Below are 20,961 nucleotides of genomic sequence, written 5' to 3' on the forward strand. Positions count from 1 at the left end.
CTATTTATTTTAGTTTATGGAGAAATCCGGTTTTATATGTTTTGTTCATTTTTTGAAAAACAATGCCGGAAGTGGGACATACTGTTATAAAAAGAGCACGGGTGTGATGAACATGAAAGTGACGAGCGAGGAAAAGGAACGGCTGAGTACAGCGATTGACCGGATGAATGAAGGGCTGGACGTATTTATCCAATTTTATAATGAATCCGAAATCGACGAACCGCTCATTCAGCTTGAAGACGATACAGCTGATCTCATGAAGCAGGCCCGCGACCTGTACGGCCAGGAAAAGCTAAATGAGAAGCTGAATACGATTATTAAACAGATTTTATCTATTTCATTATCTGAAGAAGGGGAAAAAGAATGAAATCAAACCGGATCTTTATTTCTTGGCTGAGATGGCCGTTATTTATCCGAATCGGGCTGATCATTCTTTTTCTGATTCTTTTGTTTGGGCAAATCATTTATTTACTTGAGCCCGAGCAGTTTACTTCCGTCTTCGAAGGTATTTGGTGGGCCGTGGTTACCGTCTCAACAGTGGGCTACGGAGACTATGTGCCGCACACACCGCTTGGTCAAGCAGCCGGAATCATGCTGATATTCATCGGCGCAAGCTTTGTCACTGCTTACTTTGCCACCTTATCCGCTGCCGCTTTCAGCAAACAGCACCGCTACATAGAGGGAAAGGTCGCTTACAAAGGACGGGGCCATGTGATTATTATCGGCTGGAATGAAAAATCAAACCGCCTTTTGAGAGAGCTTCAGCTGGCGGCGCCCTCCAAGACAGTCGTTCTGATTGATGAATCGTTAAAAGAAGGGCCGCTCATTGAAAATGTCCATTTCATACGCGGACACGCCGCTGATGATGAAACGCTGAAACGAGCCAATATTACTGAGGCGGACACAGTGATGGTCACTGCCGACCAATATAAAAGTGAAGCGGAGGCGGACATGCTGTCGGTGCTGATTCTGTTATCAGTCAAAGGATTGAATCCGCTGGCATACTGTATTGTCGAAATTCTGACAGACCGCTTTGTCACCAATGCAGAACGGGCGGGCGCTAATAAAATTATCGGGACGTCCCAGCTCTTAAGCCGCGTGATGCTGGAACATTACCGGGTCAAATTGCAGCTGTCTAAACCGCAAAGCTTAATCGAACTGACATTAGATAAAAAAGTGCGCCTGATTTCGGTTTCTTCTGAATTGCATGGTGCCGCTTATAAAACATGCGTCCTCTATTTTCTTGATCACAACACCACTATTATTGGCATACAAAAAGAGGAAGGGCCTATGATTACCCCTCCTCTTTCATATAAAGTGCTTGAAACGGATCAGTTCCTTGCGCTTTAACCCAACAAAACATCCTCCAGCTCTTTGACAAGGGAGGCGCCGATATCCAAATACGCCGGATCAATCTCTGCGTCCCGTCTCTCGGGCTCAGAAAATTGATTAAACAGCGATTGAAACGGCCCTCCTTCAGCATGATCATCAAGGCCTGCCTGGAACACCTGCCTCAGCATAAACGGAGTTCCGATACGGACAGCTGCCCCGCGTTCATCCAGACTGCCTTGTATGGCATTGACGGGAATTCTTAAAAATAAATATCCGTTTCTATTATCAATTTTATAATCAAAATAGCCGTGGTCGTACTCCCAGCCGCCGTTTATCACATAACCGAGCGGCTTCATGACTTGTTCCAGCTCTTGAAGCAAGAAAGGCTGTCCATCTATCGCGGAAGGTATCGTAATCATCAAACTGCCCCTTTTTTCATTTATCCTGTCCCGCAAAACAAGACTTCATTCAGAGGCTGATTACATGGAAACCGTTTTTTCCTTTGCACGGCCAACTGAAAAGAAAGCGCATTCAATTAAGAAGTAAACAGTCATCGCTGCAGCAATCCCCGCCGCAGATTCCCATGAAACATATACAACAGCTGCATAGAGTCCTACCTTTGTTAAAAGGGTGTGAGATCGCTTCAATTTCAGAAACTGGTGCACCGCATCGGTAAAAATGGCAAGCGGCAGCCCGATCAGAAGAAAGGTGTGGATAAAAAAGTGTGAGAGTGTGCCGCCAAGGTTGGAAGAAAACTCTGTATTCACGGCATCAAAGGATATGAGAATAACTAAAACAGCTGCAGAAAAACCCGCAATGATGAGATGTTTGACCATTTGTTTCATGAACATCAGCACCTTTCTGATTTGATAAAAAGCCGACCGGCAAATGCCAGTCAGCTTTCTTACATTAATCTTCGAGACGTTTTTCAAGCTCAGCTTTTTTCTCTTCAAAGCCAGGTTTGCCAAGCAATGCAAACATATTGACTTTATATGCTTCTACTCCAGGCTGGTCAAACGGATTGACGCCGAGGAGATAACCGCTCATCGCGCAGGCTTTTTCGAAGAAATAAACAAGGTATCCAAAAGTATATGCATTCAGCTCAGGAATGTTGACGATTAAGTTCGGAACATTTCCGTCTGTATGAGCCAGCATTGTACCTTGGAATGCTTTTTTGTTAACGAAGTCTACAGTTTTTCCGGCTAAATAGTTTAAGCCGTCAAGATCGTTATCCGCTTCTTCGATTGTCAGCTCGTGTTTAGGTTTTTCGACATTCAGCACCGTTTCGAACAAGTCTCTGCGGCCTTCCTGTACGTACTGTCCTAATGAGTGAAGGTCTGTTGAATAGTTGGCAGAAGAAGGATAAATGCCCTTCTCGTCTTTGCCTTCACTTTCGCCGAACAGCTGCTTCCACCACTCCGCAAAATATTGAAGCGCCGGCTCATAGTTGATAAGCATTTCAATCGTTTTGCCTTTATTGTAAAGAACATTGCGAACGACCGCATACTGGTATGCAGGGTTATCTTCCAATTCTGATGTGGCAAAATCCTTGCTCGCTTCAAATGCGCCTTTCATCATGTCGTCAATGTTGACGCCGCTGACAGCAATCGGCAGGAGACCAACAGCTGTTAAGACAGAATAACGGCCGCCGACATCATCAGGAATGACAAATGATTCGAAGCCTTCTTCGTTAGAAAGTGTTTTTAACGCGCCGCGCTCTTTATCAGTTGTCGCGTAAATCCGCGCTTTCGCTTCTTCTTTGCCGTATTTCTCTTCAAGAAGCTTGCGGAAAATACGGAAAGCGATTGCAGGTTCAGTTGTTGTACCTGATTTAGAGATGACGTTAATGGAGAAGTCAACATCTTCGAGAAGATCCATGACATCTCTCATATAAGATGAACTGATGTTGTTTCCGATGAAAATGACTTGCGGATTGCCTCGTTTTGCTTTCGGCAGTGTATTGTAAAACGCGTGATTAAGCGCTTCAATCGCAGCCCGCGCGCCGAGGTAAGAACCGCCGATACCGACAACAAGCAATACATCAGAGTCAGATTTGATTTTTTCCGCGCTTTTTTTAATGCGCGCAAATTCTTCTTTATCATAATGTTCAGGGAGGTCCACCCAGCCTAGAAAATCGCTGCCCGCGCCTGTTTTTTCATGAATATTATGGTGTGCTGTTTTTACAAAGTCGCGCAAATATGTAAGTTCATGTTCGTTGAAGAAAGTCAACGCTTTTGAGTAGTCAAAGCGTACATGCGTCATTGCTTGTCCCTCCATAACGGTATAATGTTTTCATCTTTCACTTTATATGAACTTATCTGTGAAATCAAGTCAAGAAGAAAGGACGGAATGACTGCATTCCGTCCTTAAAAATCAGAGTGACGCGCGAAGGATGGCAAGCACGTCATCTTTGTTCAGTTTTTGGAAGTTGCCGAAGCCGCCATGCTCCATTTCTTTGGCTGCGATATCAGCAATCAGTTCCAGTTTTTCCTCTCCGATATCATAGTCGGATAAACGGGAAGGCGCACCCAGACTTGTCCAGAAGGCAGACAGCTTGTCGATTCCTTCAAGCACGATTTCTTTATCCGTTTTGCCTTCTGTATCAATGTCAAACATATTGAGCATAAGGTTTTTAAACCGGCCGACATTTGTATCAAGCGTATATCTCATCCAGTTCGGGAACAGAATCGCGAGGCCGCCGGCATGCGGAATATCGTAAACAGCTGATACGGCATGCTCCATAGTGTGAGAAGCCCAGTCGCCGAAGTAGCCCATTTGAAGCGTGCCATTCAGAGCGATTGTGCCAGCATATAAAATCGTTTCACGATGTTTGTAATTTTCCAGATCCTCCAATAGTTTTGGAGCTGTTTCGATTACCGTCTGCAGAACGGCAAAGCACATTCTGTCTTGCAGCGGTGTGTTTTCGACATTATGGAAGTATTGTTCAAACACGTGGCTCATCATGTCAACCATACCGTAAACCGTTTGATTTTCAGGCACTGTAAACGTATTCTCAGGGTCTAAAATCGAGAACCGCGGATGAGTTACATTGCTTCCCCATACAAATTTCTCGTTTGTTTCCCAGTTTGTAATCACAGAGTCAGGGTTCATTTCAGAACCTGTAGCAGCAAGGGTTAGAACGGTACCGAACGGCAGTGCATCTTCGGCTGTTACTTTCTTGCTGAAAATGTCCCAAGCGTCTCCGTCGTATTTTACTCCCGCAGCGATCGCTTTTGTGCAGTCAATTACACTTCCGCCGCCCACAGCAAGCAGAAAATCAATATCATGCTGTCTGCATAGGTCAATGCCTTTTTCCACAGTTGCAAGACGCGGGTTCGGCTCTACCCCCGGCAGTTCATAGACAGCGGCGCCTTCTTCTTTTAATATGCCTGTTACCTGGTCATAAAGGCCATTACGTTTAATGCTTCCGCCTCCGTAGACAAGCAGAACATTTTTACCGTATTGCTTTACTTCTTTTCTTAGTTGTTCGAGCTGGCCTTTTCCGAAGATCAGCTTCGTCGGGTTATAATAAGTGAAATTTTCCATTGTAAAACCTCCAAATACTGCTGTATCAAAAAACAGATTAACAATTGTAACATAAGTCCAAAGAAAAAGGGAAGCAGCCGGATCGGCTATTTCCCCCTTTTGTTATAGAGATGCTTTTAAAATAGCGAGTACATCTTCTTTGTTAAGTGATTTAAACTGGCCGAACGTACCGTTGGCCATTGCCTTGTCGGCAATTGTACCGAGCTGTTCGTCATTTATATCGTAGTCAGCCAGACGGTTTGGAGCGCCTAGGCTTGTCCAGAAAGCAGACAGCTTGTCGATGCCTTCCAGCGCAATTTTCTCATCTGATTTTCCAGCTTCTTCTACATCAAACACACGCACCGCAAGCTGCTTCATGCGGGTCGGGTTTTCTGATAATGTATGTCTCATCCAGTTCGGGAAGAGAATCGCAAGTCCGCCCGCATGCGGAATATCGTAAACGGCTGAAACGGCATGTTCGATATTATGAGTTGCCCAATCCCCTCTTGCACCCATTGACAGCATACCGTTTAAAGCGATTGTCCCTGTGTAAAGGATCGTTTCACGCAGCTCGTAATTTTCAAGATCATCGATCAGCTTAGGCGCTGTTTCGATGACTGTGCGTAAAAGAGATTCGCACATGCGATCCTGGTAAGGTGTGTTTGATACATGGTGGAAGTATTGTTCAAACACGTGGCTCATCATATCAACCATTCCGTAGATCGTGTGGTTTTTAGGAACAGTAAATGTGTTCACTGGGTCCAAAATAGAGAATTTAGGGAACACGAGCGGGCTGCCCCAGCCATATTTCTCTTTTGTTTCCCAGTTGGTAATAACTGAACCTGCGTTCATTTCAGAACCAGTTGCGGCGAGAGTCAATACAGTTCCGAACGGCAAAGCTTCCTTCGGCTGGTGTTTTTTCGTTACGATATCCCACGCATCACCATCATATTTTGCCCCCGCAGCAATCGCCTTTGTACAGTCGATGACACTTCCGCCGCCGACAGCCAATAAGAAATCAATGTTGTTTTCTTTGCAGATCGCAACACCTTTATTAACAGTCGACACACGCGGGTTCGGCTCAACGCCTGCTAATTCATGCACCGTGACACCGGCTTTATTCAGCTGTTCCATCACTTGATCATAAAGGCCGCTGCGTTTAATGCTTCCGCCTCCGTAGACTAACAATACATTTTTTCCGTAAGGTTTCAGTTCCTCTGGGAGTTTTTCAACTTCTCCGCGGCCGAAAATTAATTTCGTCGGATTCCAATATGTAAAGTTTTGCATGACATCTCCTCCTTAGATTTTCATTATGCAGAATGCCTGCGCTCCATGTAAAGCAATCAGCTCTTTCCGTTTTCAGCGTATCGGGCAGTTTTCATTTGCAAGATGCTGGGAAAGGAACAGATACAAGCTGAGTTTGGGCCGTTTCGTCCGGCTACTCTCAATATGGAGAATGCATGTATAGATTCTCCAATTTGTCACAATCTATAACTGTTTTAATAATTCATGGAGGAGGTTGCAAAACATGAGTACAATTCAGAGAATTTGCCTTGTATTAACGATCATTGGCGCTATTAACTGGGGACTGATCGGATTTTTCCAATTTGATTTAGTAGCGGCCATCTTCGGCGGCCAAGGGTCAGCTCTTTCCCGTATTATTTACGGTCTTGTCGGAATCGCCGGCTTAATCAACCTCGGTCTGCTGTTTAAACCAAACGAGGAAAGATCACGTGAAGAGGCAGCAAATCCTGAAATGCGATAGGATAAAAAAAGCACCGAACATTCCTGTCCGGTGCTTTTTCATGCTTATTTTTTGATAAGGTCTTTGCGGTTGGACATTTCGATCCACTCTTCAAGCTTATCTTTTAATGTGTTGAAGCCTTGTGGTGCAGAAGCTTCTTCGCTTACTTGTGCAGCTTTATGTTTTCTTGGTTTGCTTTCTTTTTTCTCAGGCGCAGCTTGTGTCGCACGAATAGAAAGGCTGATTTTTCCTTTTTCTTCGTCAACAGCTAGTACTTTTACTTGTACTTCGTCGCCAACTGAAAGGTGCTCGTTGATGTCTTTTACGAAACCGTGAGTCACTTCAGAAATGTGTACTAAACCTTGAGTTTCTTCATCTAATGCAACAAACGCACCATACGCTTGTAATCCTGTAACTTTACCAGTGTAAACACTGCCCACTTCAAATTTTGCTGCCATTCATAACAACTCCTAAGTTAAATTAAATATCTGTTTATACGCAATTTAAAATTATATCATACATGTTTCATTTCCGCAAAGGAAACTTTTTTTATATGATATCAGGTTTAAGCATATCAAAAAGAGGATATACTGCAAATACCAAAGGCTTTCTAGTATTCCCCCTTTTATTGGATGCGAACAAAAGGTTCGTATCTTTTTTTATGTTGTTTTGTGTAAGAAGCGTTTCATTCTGACCAATGCTTCTTGCAGCTGTTCAATTGATGTCGCATATGAACAGCGGATATATCCTTCTCCGCTCGGCCCAAACACATTACCGGGAACAACGGCTACTTTTTCCTGCATCAGGAGCTCCTCGGCAAACTGTTCTGAGCTCATCCCAGTGCTTTTGATGGATGGGAAAGCATAGAAAGCACCGCTCGGATGGTGGCAGCTGAGACCGATTTCATTTAGCGTTTCGACAAACAAATTACGTCTTCTTCGGTAGCTCTTTTTCATCTTTTCTACGTCTTCTATTCCGTTTTTTAATCCTTCAAGCGCTGCGTATTGCGCCATCGCAGGCGCGCACATCATCGCATACTGGTGGATTTTAAGCATCGCGTTGCGAATTTCTGAAGGCGCCGCGGCAAAACCGAGTCTCCAGCCTGTCATGGCAAACGCCTTTGAAAATCCCGAAATGACAACCGTCCGCTCTTTCATGCCCGGGAATGCTGCTATGCTTGTAAATTCCTCATCGTATGTCAGTTCCGCGTAAATCTCGTCGCTCAGTACAATCAAATCATGTGTTTTGGCAAACTCAGCAATTTCATGTAACTCTTTCTTTGAGTAAACCGAGCCGGTCGGATTCGAAGGCGAACAAATGAGAATGGCCTTTGTTTTTTCGGTCACTGCCGCTTCAAAATCCTCAGCCGTTGCTTTAAAACCTTTATCAGCCGTCGTATGGACATGAACAGGGACGCCGCCTGTCAAAGACACAAGCGATTCATACGCCACAAAACACGGCTCAGGAATAATCACTTCCTCACCGGGATTTACAATGGCACGGATCGCAATATCCAAAGCCTGACTCGCCCCTACCGTCACAATCAGTTCATCGTCAGGAGAGTATGCAAGACCAAACCGGCTGCTGACATAACGGCTGATTTCCTCCCGCAATGAGTATAAACCTGCATTAGCGGTATATGACGTATACCCTTGTTCAAGGGAAAGAATGCTTGCTTCACGGACATTCCAAGCCGTTACAAAGTCAGGTTCTCCGACCCCTAAAGAAATAACACCTTCCATCGTTGCCGCCAAATCAAAGAATCTGCGGATGCCGGATGGTTTTATTTGTTGTACATAATCGGATAAATAAGAAGTCATTTACGGTGACACCACGATTCTTTTGTCGTCGTCTCCCGTTTCAAATACTTTGCCGTCATGCTTGTATTTTTTCAGGATAAAATGTGTTGTCGTAGACACAACTGAATCAAGAGTTGACAGTTTATCAGATACGAAACGCGCAACATCAGACATTGAATTGCCGCGGATCACGACAGACAGGTCGTATACGCCCGACATCAGGTAGACTGATTCTACCTCCTGGAATCGGTAAATCCGCTCCGCCACTTCGTCAAAACCGACTCCGCGCTTCGGAGTGACTTTAACATCAATCATGGCTGTCACACCTTCATGGCCGTCCACCTTCCGCCAGTCGATCATAGCGGAATAATCGATGATAACCTTTTCTTTTTCCAATTTGTCAATGATCGCTTTTACTTCATTTACAGGGATACCGGCCATCTTTGCGATTGTTTCTAGGTCGGCGCGGCTGTTTTCGTCTAAAATTTCTAATATTTCTGTTTCTTTCTCGGTCAATTTCATTCAATTCACACCTTTGCAATGTCAAGAAATCTCATGACATTATATCACGTTTTTTGATGAATGCTAAGAAAAAACGAGGAGAAACTTCCGCTAGAACTGACAATTTCAGGGCATAATACAGGACATCCTATGAAGGGAGTGACGGCAAAATGGAGGCGGTTACACCAATAAGGCGTGTTAAAGTCGGAGGAGTACATGTATATTATGAGCACTATCAAAACCCGGGAAAACAAACAATTGTCTGCGTACACGGTTTTTTATCTTCTGCTTTCAGCTTCAGAAAATTAATCCCCTTGCTTCGGGACCAGTATGACATCATCGCGCTCGATTTGCCTCCTTTCGGCCAATCAGAAAAATCAAGGTCATTTATATATACCTATCAAAACCTCGCCATGCTTATCATCGGACTCCTAGAGCACTTGCAAGTCAAACAGGCAGCGCTTGTCGGGCATTCGATGGGAGGACAGATATCGCTGTCGGCTGCTCTATTAAAGCCTGAGCTCTTCTCAAAGATTGTGCTGCTTTGCAGTTCAGGTTATTTAAAACGCTCGCACCCGACGATTATCTTCGGGACTCACCTCCCATATTTTCATCTTTATATAAAACGCTGGCTTTCCAAAGAAGGCGTGATGAAAAACTTATTAAATGTCGTCCACAACAAATCGCTGATTGACGAGGTGATGATTGACGGCTACGGCAAGCCTTTTCAAGATGAACAGATTTTCAAAGCAATGACGAGGTTCATCCGGCACAGAGAAGGAGATTTACAGTCTGAGGAATTGAAAAAGATCAGCAAACCCGCTTTATTGATTTGGGGCGAGGAGGACAAGGTGGTTCCGTTGAAAATCGGCGAACGCCTGCACCGTGACCTGCCGGATTCCAAACTGTATTCATTGCGGGAAACAGGGCATTTGGTGCCGGAGGAACGCCCTGAATTCGTTTCCGAACGAATTGCAGAGTTTATCACAGAATAAAAAAACCGGTTTGTATACCGGTTTTTTCAAGGCGTGCAAGAGCTGCTGTCTTTAATAAACAGCAGCTGGCCAGCCACATTCCGGCAGCTGTCGATCGGAAGTGTTTGTTCAAAAGAAGCTTCGAAAATATGCTGTATGCTTTTCGCTAACACTTCAGGATCGTCTTCATCATAGACGGCCTGTACGACATCAACAGCCTCCGTTTCATAAAAATCTTCACCATATTTAAACGGGTCCCATTTGGCAATGACATTGATCATTTCCCTGACCGCTTGACTTTCTTCCATTTTCATCACCGCTTATAATAAAATTTGCAGATCTATTTTATCATAGTTACGCTAAGAAAAATAAACATACATAAGAGGTGGAACAGAATGAACTTTGATAAACAAGAACAGCGCCTCGGCACCCAATCCGTCAAATGGGACAAGACAGGCGAATTATTCGGCGTGACAGACGCACTTCCGATGTGGGTGGCGGATATGGATTTTCGTGCGCCGGAAGCCATAACAGAAGCATTAAAACAGCGCCTGGAACAAGGAATTTTCGGATATACAGCTCCAGATCAGAAAACAAAAGATGCAGTGTGTGCATGGATGCATAACCGGCACAGCTGGAAGGTGAACCCGGAAAGCATTACATTCAGTCCCGGTGTTGTCACAGCTTTGGGCATGGCGGTTCAGGCTTTTACAGAACCAAAGGATCAAGTGATTGTCCAATCCCCTGTCTACACGCCTTTTTACCATATGATTGAGAAAAACGGCCGGCGTATATTACATAATCCGCTTAAAGAAAAAGACGGAACATATGTAATGGATTTTGAAGATTTGGAGACAAAAATCAGTGATCCGAGCGTCAAAATGTTTATTTTATGCAATCCGCATAACCCTTCAGGGCGTGCCTGGGGCCGGGACGATTTGCTGAAGCTCGGCGAATTATGCCTTGAACACGGCGTTACAGTCGTTTCAGATGAAATTCATTCCGATTTGATGCTCTACGGAAATACCCATACACCGTTTGCCTCTCTTTCTGACGATTTCGCTGAGATTTCTGTGACTTGCGCAGCACCGAGCAAAACGTTTAACATCGCGGGTTTGCAGGCGTCAGCAATCATTATTCCAGACCGGCTGAAGCGCGCTAAATTTTCAGCAAGCCTGCAGCGAAACGGTTTAGGCGGATTAAACGCGTTTGCCGTGAGCGCAATCGAAGCCGCTTACTCAAAAGGCGGGCCGTGGCTTGACGAACTGATTTCATATCTTGAGAAAAATATGGATGAGGCGGCAGCCTTTTTGACCAGCGAGCTCCCGAATGTCAAGATGATGAAGCCTGATGCGTCTTACCTGATCTGGCTCGATTTCCGCGCATACGGCCTGTCTGATGCAGAGCTGCAGCAAAAGATGCTGCACAAAGGGAAAATTATTTTGGAGCCCGGCACGAAGTACGGCCCTGGCGGAGAAGGATTTATGCGTTTGAATGCAGGATGCCCTCTGGCAACCTTGCAGGACGGACTGCGCCGGATAAAAACAGCGTTAGAGTAAAAATTCGTCACAAACGCCTTTACGCATCAATCGTAAAGGCGTTCTTTATAAAGAAATTTTGTATATTACTTCTTATGATAAGTGTTATAATAGATTCATATTTTATACGAAAGGATTTCACTCGAATGGAAATTCTAAAAGACTATCTCCTGCATATTTGCTTTATTTTGTTTCCCATTCTTCTTTACCAAGTGTTTTGGCTTGGAAAACCGTCAATCCTTGTACCAAAAATCAACAACGGATTGGTCACGTTATTTGCATGCGGCGCCTCCGTTTTATGCATTATCTTCCCTATACAGGAAATGGACTACATCCAATACGGTCTTCAAATCATTCCTGTCATCATTTGTTTATTTTACATAAACACTGCTTCCGGGCTAACAGTCGCTGCATCCGTCTTATGTTTTGAACTGCTGTTTTTTGAGCCTTCCGCCATTTATGTTTTCACTTTGCTGCCTTTTCATATCATCATCCCAATTTTGCTTCAAAAAAAGTGGCCATTCATGTCCAAAGCGAGAAAACTGCTGCTGTCTTTATTCATCGGTTGCTTGGAGATCTTCTTATTTTTCGCCTCCATCTTGGTTTTTTCCGCCGTGAATATTTTAAATTTTCAAAATTCAGAATCCTTATATTATGAGGCAGCTGTATCGGGTTTGTTCCGCTGCATCGTTCTTCTTTTAAGCATTTATATTATAGAAAGCATCGCAGAAAATATCGCCCTGCGTTCCCAGCTTATTCATTCGGAAAAAATGGAGATTGTGAGTGAACTTGCGGCAAGTGTGGCTCATGAAGTTAGAAATCCGCTGACAGTTGTCCGGGGATTTGTCCAGCTGCTTTTTAATGATGAATCCTTTCAAAACAAATCCAGTGCGGATTATAAAAAACTTGTGCTGTCAGAGCTTGACCGGGCTCAGGGCATTATTACAAATTATCTTGATATCGCCAAACAGCAATTATATGAAAAAGAGATTTTTGATTTATCTTCTCTTATCAGAGAGACGAGCTCCCTCATGATTTCGTATGCCAATTACAAATCTGTGACAGTTGAGGCGGACGCCGAGCCGGACCTTTTGGTATACGGGGATGCAACAAAGCTGAAGCAGGCTGTGATCAACCTCATGAAAAACAGCATTGAAGCCGTTCCCCCGGGTAAAGGGGTCATCCAAGTTTCAGCCAAAAGAAGCGGCCATATGATCGTAATCAAAATCTCAGATAACGGTGTCGGCATGACGGATCACCAAATGCAGAAGCTGGGTGAACCTTATTATTCTTTAAAAACGAACGGAACAGGACTTGGACTGACTGTGACGTTTTCCATCATTGAACATCATCACGGAACCATTTCGTTCAGCAGCAGCTTTCAAAGAGGAACCATTGTGACGATCAAGCTCCCCGCGGACCTTCCTCACTAGCAAATCAATTGGAACTTTTATAGAATGAATGCGAGGTGATAACAGATGAGTACATTTGAGAAAGGCTCTATCGTAAAAGGATTTTACAAAACAGGTGTATACATAGGAGAAATAACAGATTGCAGACCGCAGCATTATTTAGTCAAAATCAAGGCGGTTCTTACCCATCCCGCTCAAGGAGACCTTCACAATCCAAAACAGGCAGATGTGCCGTTTTTCCATGAGAGAAGAGCGCTCGCTTTCGGCGAACAGACCAATATCCCCCATCATATGGTGAAGCCCTATGACAGTGAAGTGCCGGATTATAACGAGTCTTTGCGGGAAGCGGTTGCACAGCTGAGAGCCAAACTGACCGGAGATGATTCAGAATGGGCAAAGCGCTCCCTGAACAATCTGGACGTTTTAGAAAAAGAATACTTTACCCGGCCATAACCCAGTCTGACGAAAGATTGGGTTTTTTATGTGGCGCGCCGGAACAGTTCAGATAAATCAATCCTCTCGCCGATTGTCGGCGGTTTAGGTTTTTCAAGATACTGCTTATCCTGCTCGACAAGCTTAAAAAGCTTATAGGCTGTAAGAGCATCGTCAAGCGCCTTATGATGGGTGCCGGTTCCTTTATCTCCATACTCTTCCGCGGCCTTCCACAAGCCGGTCAGTGTCCGGTCTCCAAAAAAGTTTTTATATTCAAGCGATAAATCTCTCATCTCCCCTTTAAAAGGGAAAGGAATATGGTTAAACATACAATTTTGCTTCAGCACTTTCATATCCATGTTTCCCCACGTGATGATCGTGCAATTTTTTTCAGGATCAAGCTCATTTAATTTACGGATAAAGTCCTCGAACCTCATCCCCTCATCTACCTGGTTTTGCGTAATGTTTAAAAATGATCTGCAGCGCTTCGTCAGCTTGGGGAATTTTTTCGGCCTGATATAACTCGAAAACGTCTCAACTACTTCACCATTAACCGACTTTACAATTCCTGCTTCAATGATTTCCGGAAAAAAATTTTGCGGACTGTATTTTCCTTCGGGCATCGTAAATTCGAAATCAATAATGAGTAAGTTGCCTGCCTCCACTATTTTCACACCTGCCTTTCCTCCGATCAGAAGAATGCTATCTTTATAGTATATCAATTCTCCTTCTCTTCATTTCTTCATTTTCTAAAAATAATGAATTTTCCCAGCCGCATTGTTTCTTTTAAATGGTGCACTGTTTCTTTATAATTAGTAAGGAACCCGAAATAATAAGAAGGTGATGTTATTTCTATCCGCAAGAAAAACTTTGTCATTGTGTGGCTGGCGAATTTCTTTGTATCAGCCAGCACAACGATGATCGTCCCTTTTCTCTCCTTGTATATTGAGACGCTCAGCACCTTTTCCAACGGCTTTGTGCAAAGGTGGAGCGGTTATGTGTTCGGCATTACGTTTTTAATGGCTTTTTTGGTATCCCCATTCTGGGGGCGGTTCGGAGACAAACGCGGTTACAAGAAAATCCTTTTGACAACCGGAACCGGCATTGCCGTCAGCATTTTATTAATGGGCTTTGTCACGTCGGTTTATCAATTGTTTTTTCTGCGTATGGCAATGGGGCTTGTAACCGGATTTATCCCGACATCCCTTGCAATGATTTCCGCGCAGACGCCTAAAAGCTCAGCCGGCAAAACGCTTGGCACGCTCCAAATGGGGCAAGTGTCCGGAAGCTTGTTCGGCCCGCTTTTGGGAGGCGTTCTTGCTGACCACTTCGGTTTTACGTATACCTTTTTTATCACATCCTTTGTGATTTTCTTAGCCGTTCTTCTCGTGTTATTCGGGGTCAAAGAACAGCCGCTCACAGAGAAGATAAATAAACGTCAGTCTTATACGAGAAAAGAAGTGCTCTCCTATATTTTTCACCAGCCCGCGCTTTGGGTCATGATGCTGTTAACCATGCTGATTCAAACAGGAAATTTCAGTATCCAGCCGTTGCTCGCTTTATATGTAAACGAGCTGCACGGATCTGACAATCTGGCCTTTTTCTCCGGCATGGCATTTTCGGCAACCGGACTCGGCAGTTTGCTGCTGGCAAGAAAATGGGGAGATTTAGGAGACCGCTACGGCCACCGCCGCATTTTAATCGGGCTTTTAATCGCCGCCTCTTTATTTTTTATTCCGCAGGCACTCGCTTCTTCATTCAGTGTGCTGCTTGTTTTCAGGTTTTTATTCGGGATGGCGATGGGCGGCCTTCTGCCATGCATCACGGCGGCGATCCGCGTTCAGGCTCCCGGCTCCATCCAGGGAGAAGTCCTCGGCTACAATGTCAGCTTTCGCTTTTTAGGAAACGTTCTCGGACCTCTTCTCGGCGGTATTATTTCGAGTCACTTCAATATCTCTGCAGCCTTTTATGTCACAGCATTTCTCTTTTTCGCAGGTGCCTGCCTGCTTTGGATCATGAAGAAATTTCAAAAAGAATCGTATGCCAAAGCAAGCTGATTCTCAGCAAAAATTGAGGAGTCTTCTAAATTTAACCTTCTCGTAAACTCAAAAGAATGGTACGATATGGCTAGAATTTAGGAGAAAAGAGAGTGACCATGTTACGAAAAATGATCGGATGGATTTTGCTCCTTTGCATAATCCCATTGTTTGCATTTACAGTTATCGCTTCCGGAAAAGAAGTAAAACAAATGAAGTCCCTGGATCAGGTGCTTGATAAGAATATTGATTTGAAAGAGATCAGCCTTGTTCAGAACAGCTACATGTACGACAGGGACGGGTCTCTGGTCTCGGAAATCGTCAGCGATGATGAGAACCGTGTGCTGGTTCCCTTCAAGAAGATTCCCGAAGAAGTCAAACAGATATTTTTAACTTCCGAGGACCGCCATTTTTACGAACATAAAGGCTTTGACTTTATGGGGATGGTGCGGGCGGCCGCTTCCAACGTGAAGGACAAAAAGATTGACCAGGGGGCCAGCACCATCACACAGCAGCTTACAAGAAACTTGTATTTGAGCCATGAGCGCTCCTTCAGCCGCAAACTGACTGAGCTCGCGTACTCCTATCAGCTTGAGAAAAAGTATACGAAAAATGAGATTCTTGAAGCCTACCTAAATACGATTTATTTTAATAACGGCGTTTATGGCGTCGGATCAGCTGCTGAATTCTATTTCAGCAAACCGCTGAAATCTCTCACACTGGGAGAAATGGCTTTTATTTGCGCTATACCTAATAACCCTACATTATATGATCCTCTCAAGCATTTTGACTACACGAAAAGCCGTCAAGAACGCTTGCTTAAAGGGTTAAAAAATGCCGGAGTCATTACAGACAAAGAGCTGAAAAAAGCCGTAAAACAAAAAATCAAACTGGATGTCGAAGAGAAAGAAGACAAATATCCGGACTACGTTTCCTACGTAAATGATGAATTCACTCAACTAGTGTCTGAATCCGAAGGCTTTGATAAGCGTCTTCAAAAAGCGTCAGGAAAACAAAAAGACAAGATAGAAAACGAGCTGTCCGCCAGAGTCAGCACACTTCTGAAAGACGGCGTAAAAATTTATACCGCACTTGATCCATACATGCAAAATCAAGTCGTGGCACAAATGAATTCGAAGCTTCCGTATGCGGGCGTACAGGGCGGAGCGGCTGTGATTAATCACCAGACGCATCAAGTTGTCGCTCTATCCGGCGGCAAAAACTATCGTAAGTATGATTTTAACCGTGCCTACCAAGCATACAGACAGCCAGGGTCATCCATTAAGCCGCTTCTGGATTACGGACCTTATATTGAACAGACAGGTGCGACGGCAAGCAGCACAATTGATGCCGGCAAATTTTGCAGCAGAGACTACTGTCCGCAAAACTACAATAACCGCACATACGGCACAGTAACGCTCGATACAGCGTTTAAAAACTCGTATAATACACCGGCCATCAGAATGCTGGACCGTGTTGGCATCCAAAAAGCATTCAGCTATATTGAGCCGTATCATTTTTCAAAGCTTGTCAACAGCGACTATCTTCTGCCGGCGGCGCTTGGCGGATTTACACACGGCATGACGCCTCTTGAGATGACAAAGGCGTATACAACATTCGGCAACAGCGGAAGCTACTCGCCGAGCCACGCGATTACAAAAGTGACGGATTTAAAAGGAAAAACGATTTATAAATGGAATGACAAAGCGACACAGATATTCAGCGTCCGCACAAACATGCAGCTGAAAAAACTGATGGCTTCCGTTGTCAAAAGCGGGACAGGGAAAAAAGCATATTTCAAAGCGCCTTATATCGGCGGTAAAACGGGAACCTCAAATGATTATCATGATATGTGGTTCGTCGGCCTGACAGATACGTACACAATGGGTGTCTGGGTCGGAAAAGATACACCGAGCAGCGTTGAATACCTTCACAGTATCAGCCCTCAGCTTTCCATCTGGAAAGGAACGCTGCAGGCAGCTTATTAAAGAATCGGAGGGGATCTGCAGTGACATCAAAACAAATTCCAAATCGCGTATTGCTGTTTGACGGTGTGTGCAACTTATGCAACGGTGCCGTTCGATTTATCATAAAGCGTGATCCAAACGGTTTGATTTCATTTGCATCGCTTCAATCGGAAACAGGACAGAGCCTGCTGAAAAAAAGCGGGCTTCCGACTGAGCATTTTGACAGCTTTGTCTTTATTGAAGACGGCCAGGTTTACACTAAGTCAACTGCAGCCATAAAGGTTTTCAGGCATCTGCGGGGCCCGTGGCGGCTCTTCGTCCTGTTTTTTGCAGTGCCGAAACCTGTCAGAGATATGCTCTATTCTTTTATTGCCAAAAACCGCTATAAGTGGTTCGGCAAAAAAAATGAATGTATGCTCCCCTCCCCTTCTATAAAAAATAGATTTTTACCATAAACGAAAAAATGGCTAGCTTACACAGGTAAGCTAGCCATTATGCTATTATAAAGCTTGATAAATATGAACAGAATACCGATAACAAATGTAAACCAAAACAGCAGTTCCAACAGAATGAATCCGACCAATGACATGATAGAAAGTGTTGAATAAATCCGGTAAACAACGAACACAAAGTAAGCAAGTGTAACAACTGCAAACCAGATCACAATCCAGATGACATTTTGCAATAGCACAAAGGATAAGATCCCGCCGCCTAAATATATGATAGAGCCCATTCTGACTGTTTTCAGGTTGTTTCCTTCCGGATCATTTGCGAAAAACAGCAGTGACAGCTCAGTCACGGTATTTGCAATTAATTTCAGAGCGGACAGAACCATAAAATATAAAAGTGCAAAGGCCGCAAATAACGCAAGTCTGATTCCTTTCTCTGAGAAGTAATCAAGCATCCCATCGTACATTCCAAATGAAGACAGCATCTTCAATGCATAGAGTGAAGTTGAAATGGATAAAGACGAACTAAAAAGCAGGATCGCAATCAGCGGAAAGTATCCTGTCAAATAAGTATTTTTCATATAAAAAAGTCCCTTTCTGTAATCTACCTCATTTATTATGGAGGACTTAAAACACATTGACAAGATAAATTATTCCATTTTTTCTCCTTTTTACGAATTACGGTCCCAAATCTTCACAAAGCGGCATTTTGAGAGTAAAGTAGTACGCAGGAATCATAAAACGTAAGGAAGTTTTATATGAAAAAAACATTAAAACTGCAAACCAGACTCACCATATTTGTCTGTATCGTCGTGTTAATCGCACTGCTCATCACCTTTTTTACCGTCGGTGCCCAAACCTCTAAAAGGATACGAGATCAGGAAAGAGACACAGCGCTGCAAACGGCTGAAATGGTTGCCGACGCACCGATTACTGCCTCCGCTTTGGAGAGCGGAAAAAACCAGAAGGAACTGCTCAGCTACACACTGGACGTCCAGAAAATTACCGGCACAGAATTTGTCGTTGTCATGGATATGAACGGCATTCGCAGAACCCATCCGGACCACAGCAAAATCGGAAAAAAATTCAGGGGCGGAGATGAAGCCGAAGTATTAAAAGGACATGTCCATATCAGCACTGCCTCAGGCACGCTTGGGAAATCGCAGAGAGCGTTCGTGCCTGTCTACGCCAAGAATGGAAAACAAGTCGGAGCCGTTGCGGTCGGCATCACAGTGAATGAAATTGACGAAGTCATCAGCCACAGCTTACGGCCGCTCTATTTTATTATTTGCGTCAGTATATTCGTCGGCGTCATCGGAGCTGTTATCGTTGCACGTACGGTGAAAAATATCATGTACGGACTTGAACCATATGAAATCGCGACACTTCTTCAAGAACGGAGTGCGATGCTTGAATCAACGAAAGAAGGCATACTCGCTGTCGACGAACACGGCAAAATCAAGCTTGCCAATGCGGAAGCAAAGCGCCTTTTCATCAAAATGGGCATAGAAACAAATCCCGTCGATCAGGATGTCAATGACATCCTGCCGAAGAGCCGTCTGAAAAATGTCATTGAGACCCGAAAACCTCTTCAAGACAGAGATGTGCGCATTAACGGATTAGAGCTTGTGTTTAATGAAGTGCCCATCCAGCTGAAAGGACAAACCGTCGGAGCGATTGCGACATTCCGGGACAAAACCGAGGTAAAACATTTAGCTGAACAGCTTTCCGGTGTTAAAATGTATGCAAACGCACTGAGAGCACAGTCTCATGAATTTATGAACAAACTGCATGTGATACTAGGTCTCGTCCAGCTGAAAGAGTACGATGATCTTGGAGATTATATTAAAGATATTGCCATTCAGCAAAAATCAGAAACGAGTGAAATCATAAATGATGTCAAAAGCTCCGTGCTGGCCGGATTTCTGTTGGGAAAACAGAGCTACATACGAGAGCAGGGCGCAAATCTCGATATTGAATGCAGCGGGGTTATTCCAAACGCAGCAGATCCTTCAGTCATTCATGAACTGATTACGATTATCGGAAATCTCATCAACAACGCCTTGGACGCTGTTGCCAATATGCCGAAAAAACAAATCACGATGTCCATGCGTTTTCATGACAAGATATTGGACATCGAAATTACCGATACAGGAGCCGGCATGTCCGAAGAAGACCAAGCCAAGGTATTTGAACAAGGCTATTCAACAAAGGGCAAAAACCGGGGATTCGGCCTTTATTTCACCCAGCAGAGCATGGAGAATTTAAAGGGCCAAATGATTATCACCAGCGAAAAAAATGAAGGAACCACATTCAGTCTTCGCATCCCGTACGAACCGAAGGAGGAAAACCATGATTAATGTACTAATAGTTGAAGATGACCCCATGGTGGGTGAATTAAATAAACGATATTTAAGCCAAATAGAAGGCTTTCAGCTGAAAGGAATCGCCTCTTCCTTTCAAAGCGCTCTGCATATTTTAGGAGAGCATCACATCGATCTCATTTTGCTTGATATTTATATGCCGGGCAAAAACGGGCTTGAGCTGCTGACGGAATTGAGAGCCCAAAATGAAGCGGTTGACGTGATTGTCATCTCTGCGGCAAGCGAGCTGGACGTCATCAAAAAAACACTTCGTTACGGAGCTGTGGATTACTTAATTAAACCGTTTGAATTTGAACGTTTTCAGACTGCCCTTTCTGATTACAGACGAAAACAAAAAGTGTATTCCACCCATCGAAACATGAGCCAAAAAGAATTGGACGCGGAACTGTTTCATAAGAAGGAAGCGACAGAAAAAGTGCACCTGCCAAAAGGGCTGACAAAAAGCACGCTGAAGCTGATTTGGTCCAGCATTCAATCCTTTGAAAACGAGTCCTTTACGACAGAAGACCTGGCAAATCATACTGAAATATCTCAAGTATCGATCCGAAAATACTTAAAATTCCTTGAAGATATACAGGTTCTGAATGTCGAAATGGCGTACGGAACGATCGGAAGACCGGTGTTTCAGTACAATGTCAATACAGGCAACCTTAACGGAATTAAGCAATATTTATAAAAAAACGCACTGTTCATGTCGAGCAGTGCGTTTTTTTCTGTCACATCTCTTGCCAAGGTGCTTGAACCTTTCGCCAATAAGCTATACAAGAATAATAAAGGACTTTTTTGCGTATTTGAGTATATAATTCTAAAAATACTTATTTTTTAAAAAATAATGCGCAATTCTATTTATTTCTTGTAAGTAAAATGA

General features: G+C 43.9%; 24 protein-coding genes. 12 read left to right on the forward strand and 12 right to left on the reverse strand.

All coding sequences use genetic code 11. From position 1 onward, the window contains the following. Positions 1-112: 112 nt before the first annotated feature. Both AU387_RS02785 and AU387_RS02790 read left to right on the forward strand, forming a co-directional pair. On the forward strand, positions 113-367 hold the full coding sequence (locus AU387_RS02785; protein ID WP_044158910.1) for a protein mistic: 255 nt from the start codon (positions 113-115) through the stop codon (positions 365-367). Further along, a complete protein-coding gene (locus AU387_RS02790) occupies positions 364-1,350 on the forward strand; it encodes a potassium channel family protein (RefSeq protein ID WP_059334738.1) in 987 nt (328 codons plus the stop codon). Before AU387_RS02785 ends, AU387_RS02790 begins: the two co-directional genes overlap by 4 nt. On the opposite strand, the gene AU387_RS02795 is transcribed toward AU387_RS02790, so the two are convergent. The 5 genes from AU387_RS02795 to AU387_RS02815 form a co-directional block, all read right to left on the reverse strand. Then, on the reverse strand, positions 1,347-1,751 hold the full coding sequence (locus AU387_RS02795; RefSeq protein ID WP_044158912.1) for a YugN-like family protein: 405 nt from the start codon (positions 1,749-1,751) through the stop codon (positions 1,347-1,349). The two genes, AU387_RS02790 and AU387_RS02795, sit on opposite strands and share 4 nt — an antisense overlap. 60 nt (positions 1,752-1,811) lie before the next feature. Then, on the reverse strand, positions 1,812-2,183 hold the full coding sequence (locus AU387_RS02800) for a hypothetical protein (protein ID WP_059335357.1): 372 nt from the start codon (positions 2,181-2,183) through the stop codon (positions 1,812-1,814). 58 nt (positions 2,184-2,241) lie between these two features. Then, positions 2,242-3,594: a glucose-6-phosphate isomerase gene (locus tag AU387_RS02805; protein ID WP_059334739.1), complete on the reverse strand. Its 1,353-nt coding sequence runs from the start codon at positions 3,592-3,594 to the stop codon at positions 2,242-2,244. A gap of 111 nt (positions 3,595-3,705) precedes the next feature. Then, positions 3,706-4,878, reverse strand: coding sequence for an iron-containing alcohol dehydrogenase (locus AU387_RS02810; protein WP_059334740.1), 1,173 nt, complete (start codon positions 4,876-4,878; stop codon positions 3,706-3,708). Positions 4,879-4,980: 102 nt separating this feature from the next. Then, positions 4,981-6,144, reverse strand: a complete 1,164-nt coding sequence (locus AU387_RS02815) for an iron-containing alcohol dehydrogenase (protein WP_059334741.1) — start codon at positions 6,142-6,144, stop codon at positions 4,981-4,983. 241 nt (positions 6,145-6,385) lie between these two features. Here AU387_RS02815 and AU387_RS02820 point away from each other — a divergent pair, with 241 nt between their 5' ends. Next, positions 6,386-6,622, forward strand: a complete 237-nt coding sequence (locus AU387_RS02820) for a DUF378 domain-containing protein (protein ID WP_003220771.1) — start codon at positions 6,386-6,388, stop codon at positions 6,620-6,622. A 44-nt stretch (positions 6,623-6,666) separates the two neighbouring features. On the opposite strand, the gene yugI is transcribed toward AU387_RS02820, so the two are convergent. The 3 genes from yugI to AU387_RS02835 form a co-directional block, all read right to left on the reverse strand. Beyond that, positions 6,667-7,059 (reverse strand): S1 domain-containing post-transcriptional regulator GSP13, encoded by a 393-nt coding sequence (gene yugI, locus AU387_RS02825; RefSeq protein ID WP_044158915.1) that lies wholly within the window; start codon positions 7,057-7,059, stop codon positions 6,667-6,669. Positions 7,060-7,260: 201 nt separating this feature from the next. Further along, complete coding sequence (locus AU387_RS02830) at positions 7,261-8,421, reverse strand: aminotransferase (protein ID WP_059292656.1); 1,161 nt, start codon at positions 8,419-8,421, stop codon at positions 7,261-7,263. Beyond that, the gene (locus tag AU387_RS02835) at positions 8,422-8,922 is read right to left on the reverse strand and encodes an Lrp/AsnC family transcriptional regulator (protein ID WP_024122653.1); all 501 of its coding nucleotides are present in this window, start codon (positions 8,920-8,922) and stop codon (positions 8,422-8,424) included. Between the two features lie 149 nt (positions 8,923-9,071). On the opposite strand from AU387_RS02835, the gene AU387_RS02840 reads away from it, so the two are divergent. Then, a complete protein-coding gene (locus AU387_RS02840) occupies positions 9,072-9,896 on the forward strand; it encodes an alpha/beta fold hydrolase (RefSeq protein ID WP_059334742.1) in 825 nt (274 codons plus the stop codon). A gap of 26 nt (positions 9,897-9,922) precedes the next feature. Here AU387_RS02840 and AU387_RS02845 read toward each other — a convergent pair whose 3' ends face one another. Further along, on the reverse strand, positions 9,923-10,183 hold the full coding sequence (locus AU387_RS02845) for a YugE family protein (protein ID WP_024122655.1): 261 nt from the start codon (positions 10,181-10,183) through the stop codon (positions 9,923-9,925). Positions 10,184-10,270: 87 nt separating this feature from the next. Here AU387_RS02845 and AU387_RS02850 point away from each other — a divergent pair, with 87 nt between their 5' ends. From AU387_RS02850 to kapB, 3 genes are all read left to right on the forward strand, one after another. Continuing rightward, on the forward strand, positions 10,271-11,434 hold the full coding sequence (locus AU387_RS02850; RefSeq protein ID WP_059334743.1) for a MalY/PatB family protein: 1,164 nt from the start codon (positions 10,271-10,273) through the stop codon (positions 11,432-11,434). Between the two features lie 125 nt (positions 11,435-11,559). Further along, positions 11,560-12,846 (forward strand): sensor histidine kinase, encoded by a 1,287-nt coding sequence (locus AU387_RS02855; protein ID WP_059292654.1) that lies wholly within the window; start codon positions 11,560-11,562, stop codon positions 12,844-12,846. Between the two features lie 45 nt (positions 12,847-12,891). Next, on the forward strand, positions 12,892-13,278 hold the full coding sequence (kapB, locus tag AU387_RS02860) for a kinase-associated lipoprotein KapB (RefSeq protein WP_059334744.1): 387 nt from the start codon (positions 12,892-12,894) through the stop codon (positions 13,276-13,278). A gap of 26 nt (positions 13,279-13,304) precedes the next feature. On the opposite strand, the gene kapD is transcribed toward kapB, so the two are convergent. Both kapD and AU387_RS21895 read right to left on the reverse strand, forming a co-directional pair. Further along, positions 13,305-13,922, reverse strand: coding sequence for a 3'-5' exonuclease KapD (gene kapD / locus AU387_RS02865; protein ID WP_024122659.1), 618 nt, complete (start codon positions 13,920-13,922; stop codon positions 13,305-13,307). Between the two features lie 77 nt (positions 13,923-13,999). Beyond that, complete coding sequence (locus tag AU387_RS21895) at positions 14,000-14,203, reverse strand: hypothetical protein (protein ID WP_044160312.1); 204 nt, start codon at positions 14,201-14,203, stop codon at positions 14,000-14,002. Between AU387_RS21895 and AU387_RS02870 the strand changes: the two genes are divergently transcribed. The 3 genes from AU387_RS02870 (at position 14,106) to AU387_RS02880 (ending at position 17,715) form a co-directional block, all read left to right on the forward strand. Next, positions 14,106-15,314, forward strand: a complete 1,209-nt coding sequence (locus AU387_RS02870) for a multidrug efflux MFS transporter (protein ID WP_348650179.1) — start codon at positions 14,106-14,108, stop codon at positions 15,312-15,314. The two genes, AU387_RS21895 and AU387_RS02870, sit on opposite strands and share 98 nt — an antisense overlap. A 92-nt stretch (positions 15,315-15,406) precedes the next feature. Further along, on the forward strand, positions 15,407-17,281 hold the full coding sequence (locus AU387_RS02875; RefSeq protein ID WP_082687824.1) for a transglycosylase domain-containing protein: 1,875 nt from the start codon (positions 15,407-15,409) through the stop codon (positions 17,279-17,281). Positions 17,282-17,301: 20 nt separating this feature from the next. Further along, entirely contained in the window at positions 17,302-17,715 is a 414-nt protein-coding gene (locus AU387_RS02880; protein ID WP_044158923.1) for a thiol-disulfide oxidoreductase DCC family protein, read from the forward strand. Positions 17,716-17,732: 17 nt separating this feature from the next. On the opposite strand, the gene AU387_RS02885 is transcribed toward AU387_RS02880, so the two are convergent. After that, positions 17,733-18,290, reverse strand: a complete 558-nt coding sequence (locus AU387_RS02885; protein ID WP_024122663.1) for a YufK family protein — start codon at positions 18,288-18,290, stop codon at positions 17,733-17,735. Positions 18,291-18,467: 177 nt separating this feature from the next. On the opposite strand from AU387_RS02885, the gene maeL reads away from it, so the two are divergent. Together maeL and maeM are read left to right on the forward strand one after the other, a co-directional pair. After that, positions 18,468-20,069, forward strand: coding sequence for a two-component system sensor histidine kinase MaeL (gene maeL / locus AU387_RS02890; RefSeq protein ID WP_059292650.1), 1,602 nt, complete (start codon positions 18,468-18,470; stop codon positions 20,067-20,069). Next, positions 20,062-20,769 (forward strand): two-component system response regulator MaeM, encoded by a 708-nt coding sequence (gene maeM, locus AU387_RS02895; protein ID WP_024122665.1) that lies wholly within the window; start codon positions 20,062-20,064, stop codon positions 20,767-20,769. Before maeL ends, maeM begins: the two co-directional genes overlap by 8 nt. Positions 20,770-20,961: the final 192 nt, after the last annotated feature.

Origin of the sequence: Bacillus halotolerans (genome assembly GCF_001517105.1) — a bacterium.
Lineage (GTDB): Bacteria > Bacillota > Bacilli > Bacillales > Bacillaceae > Bacillus > Bacillus halotolerans.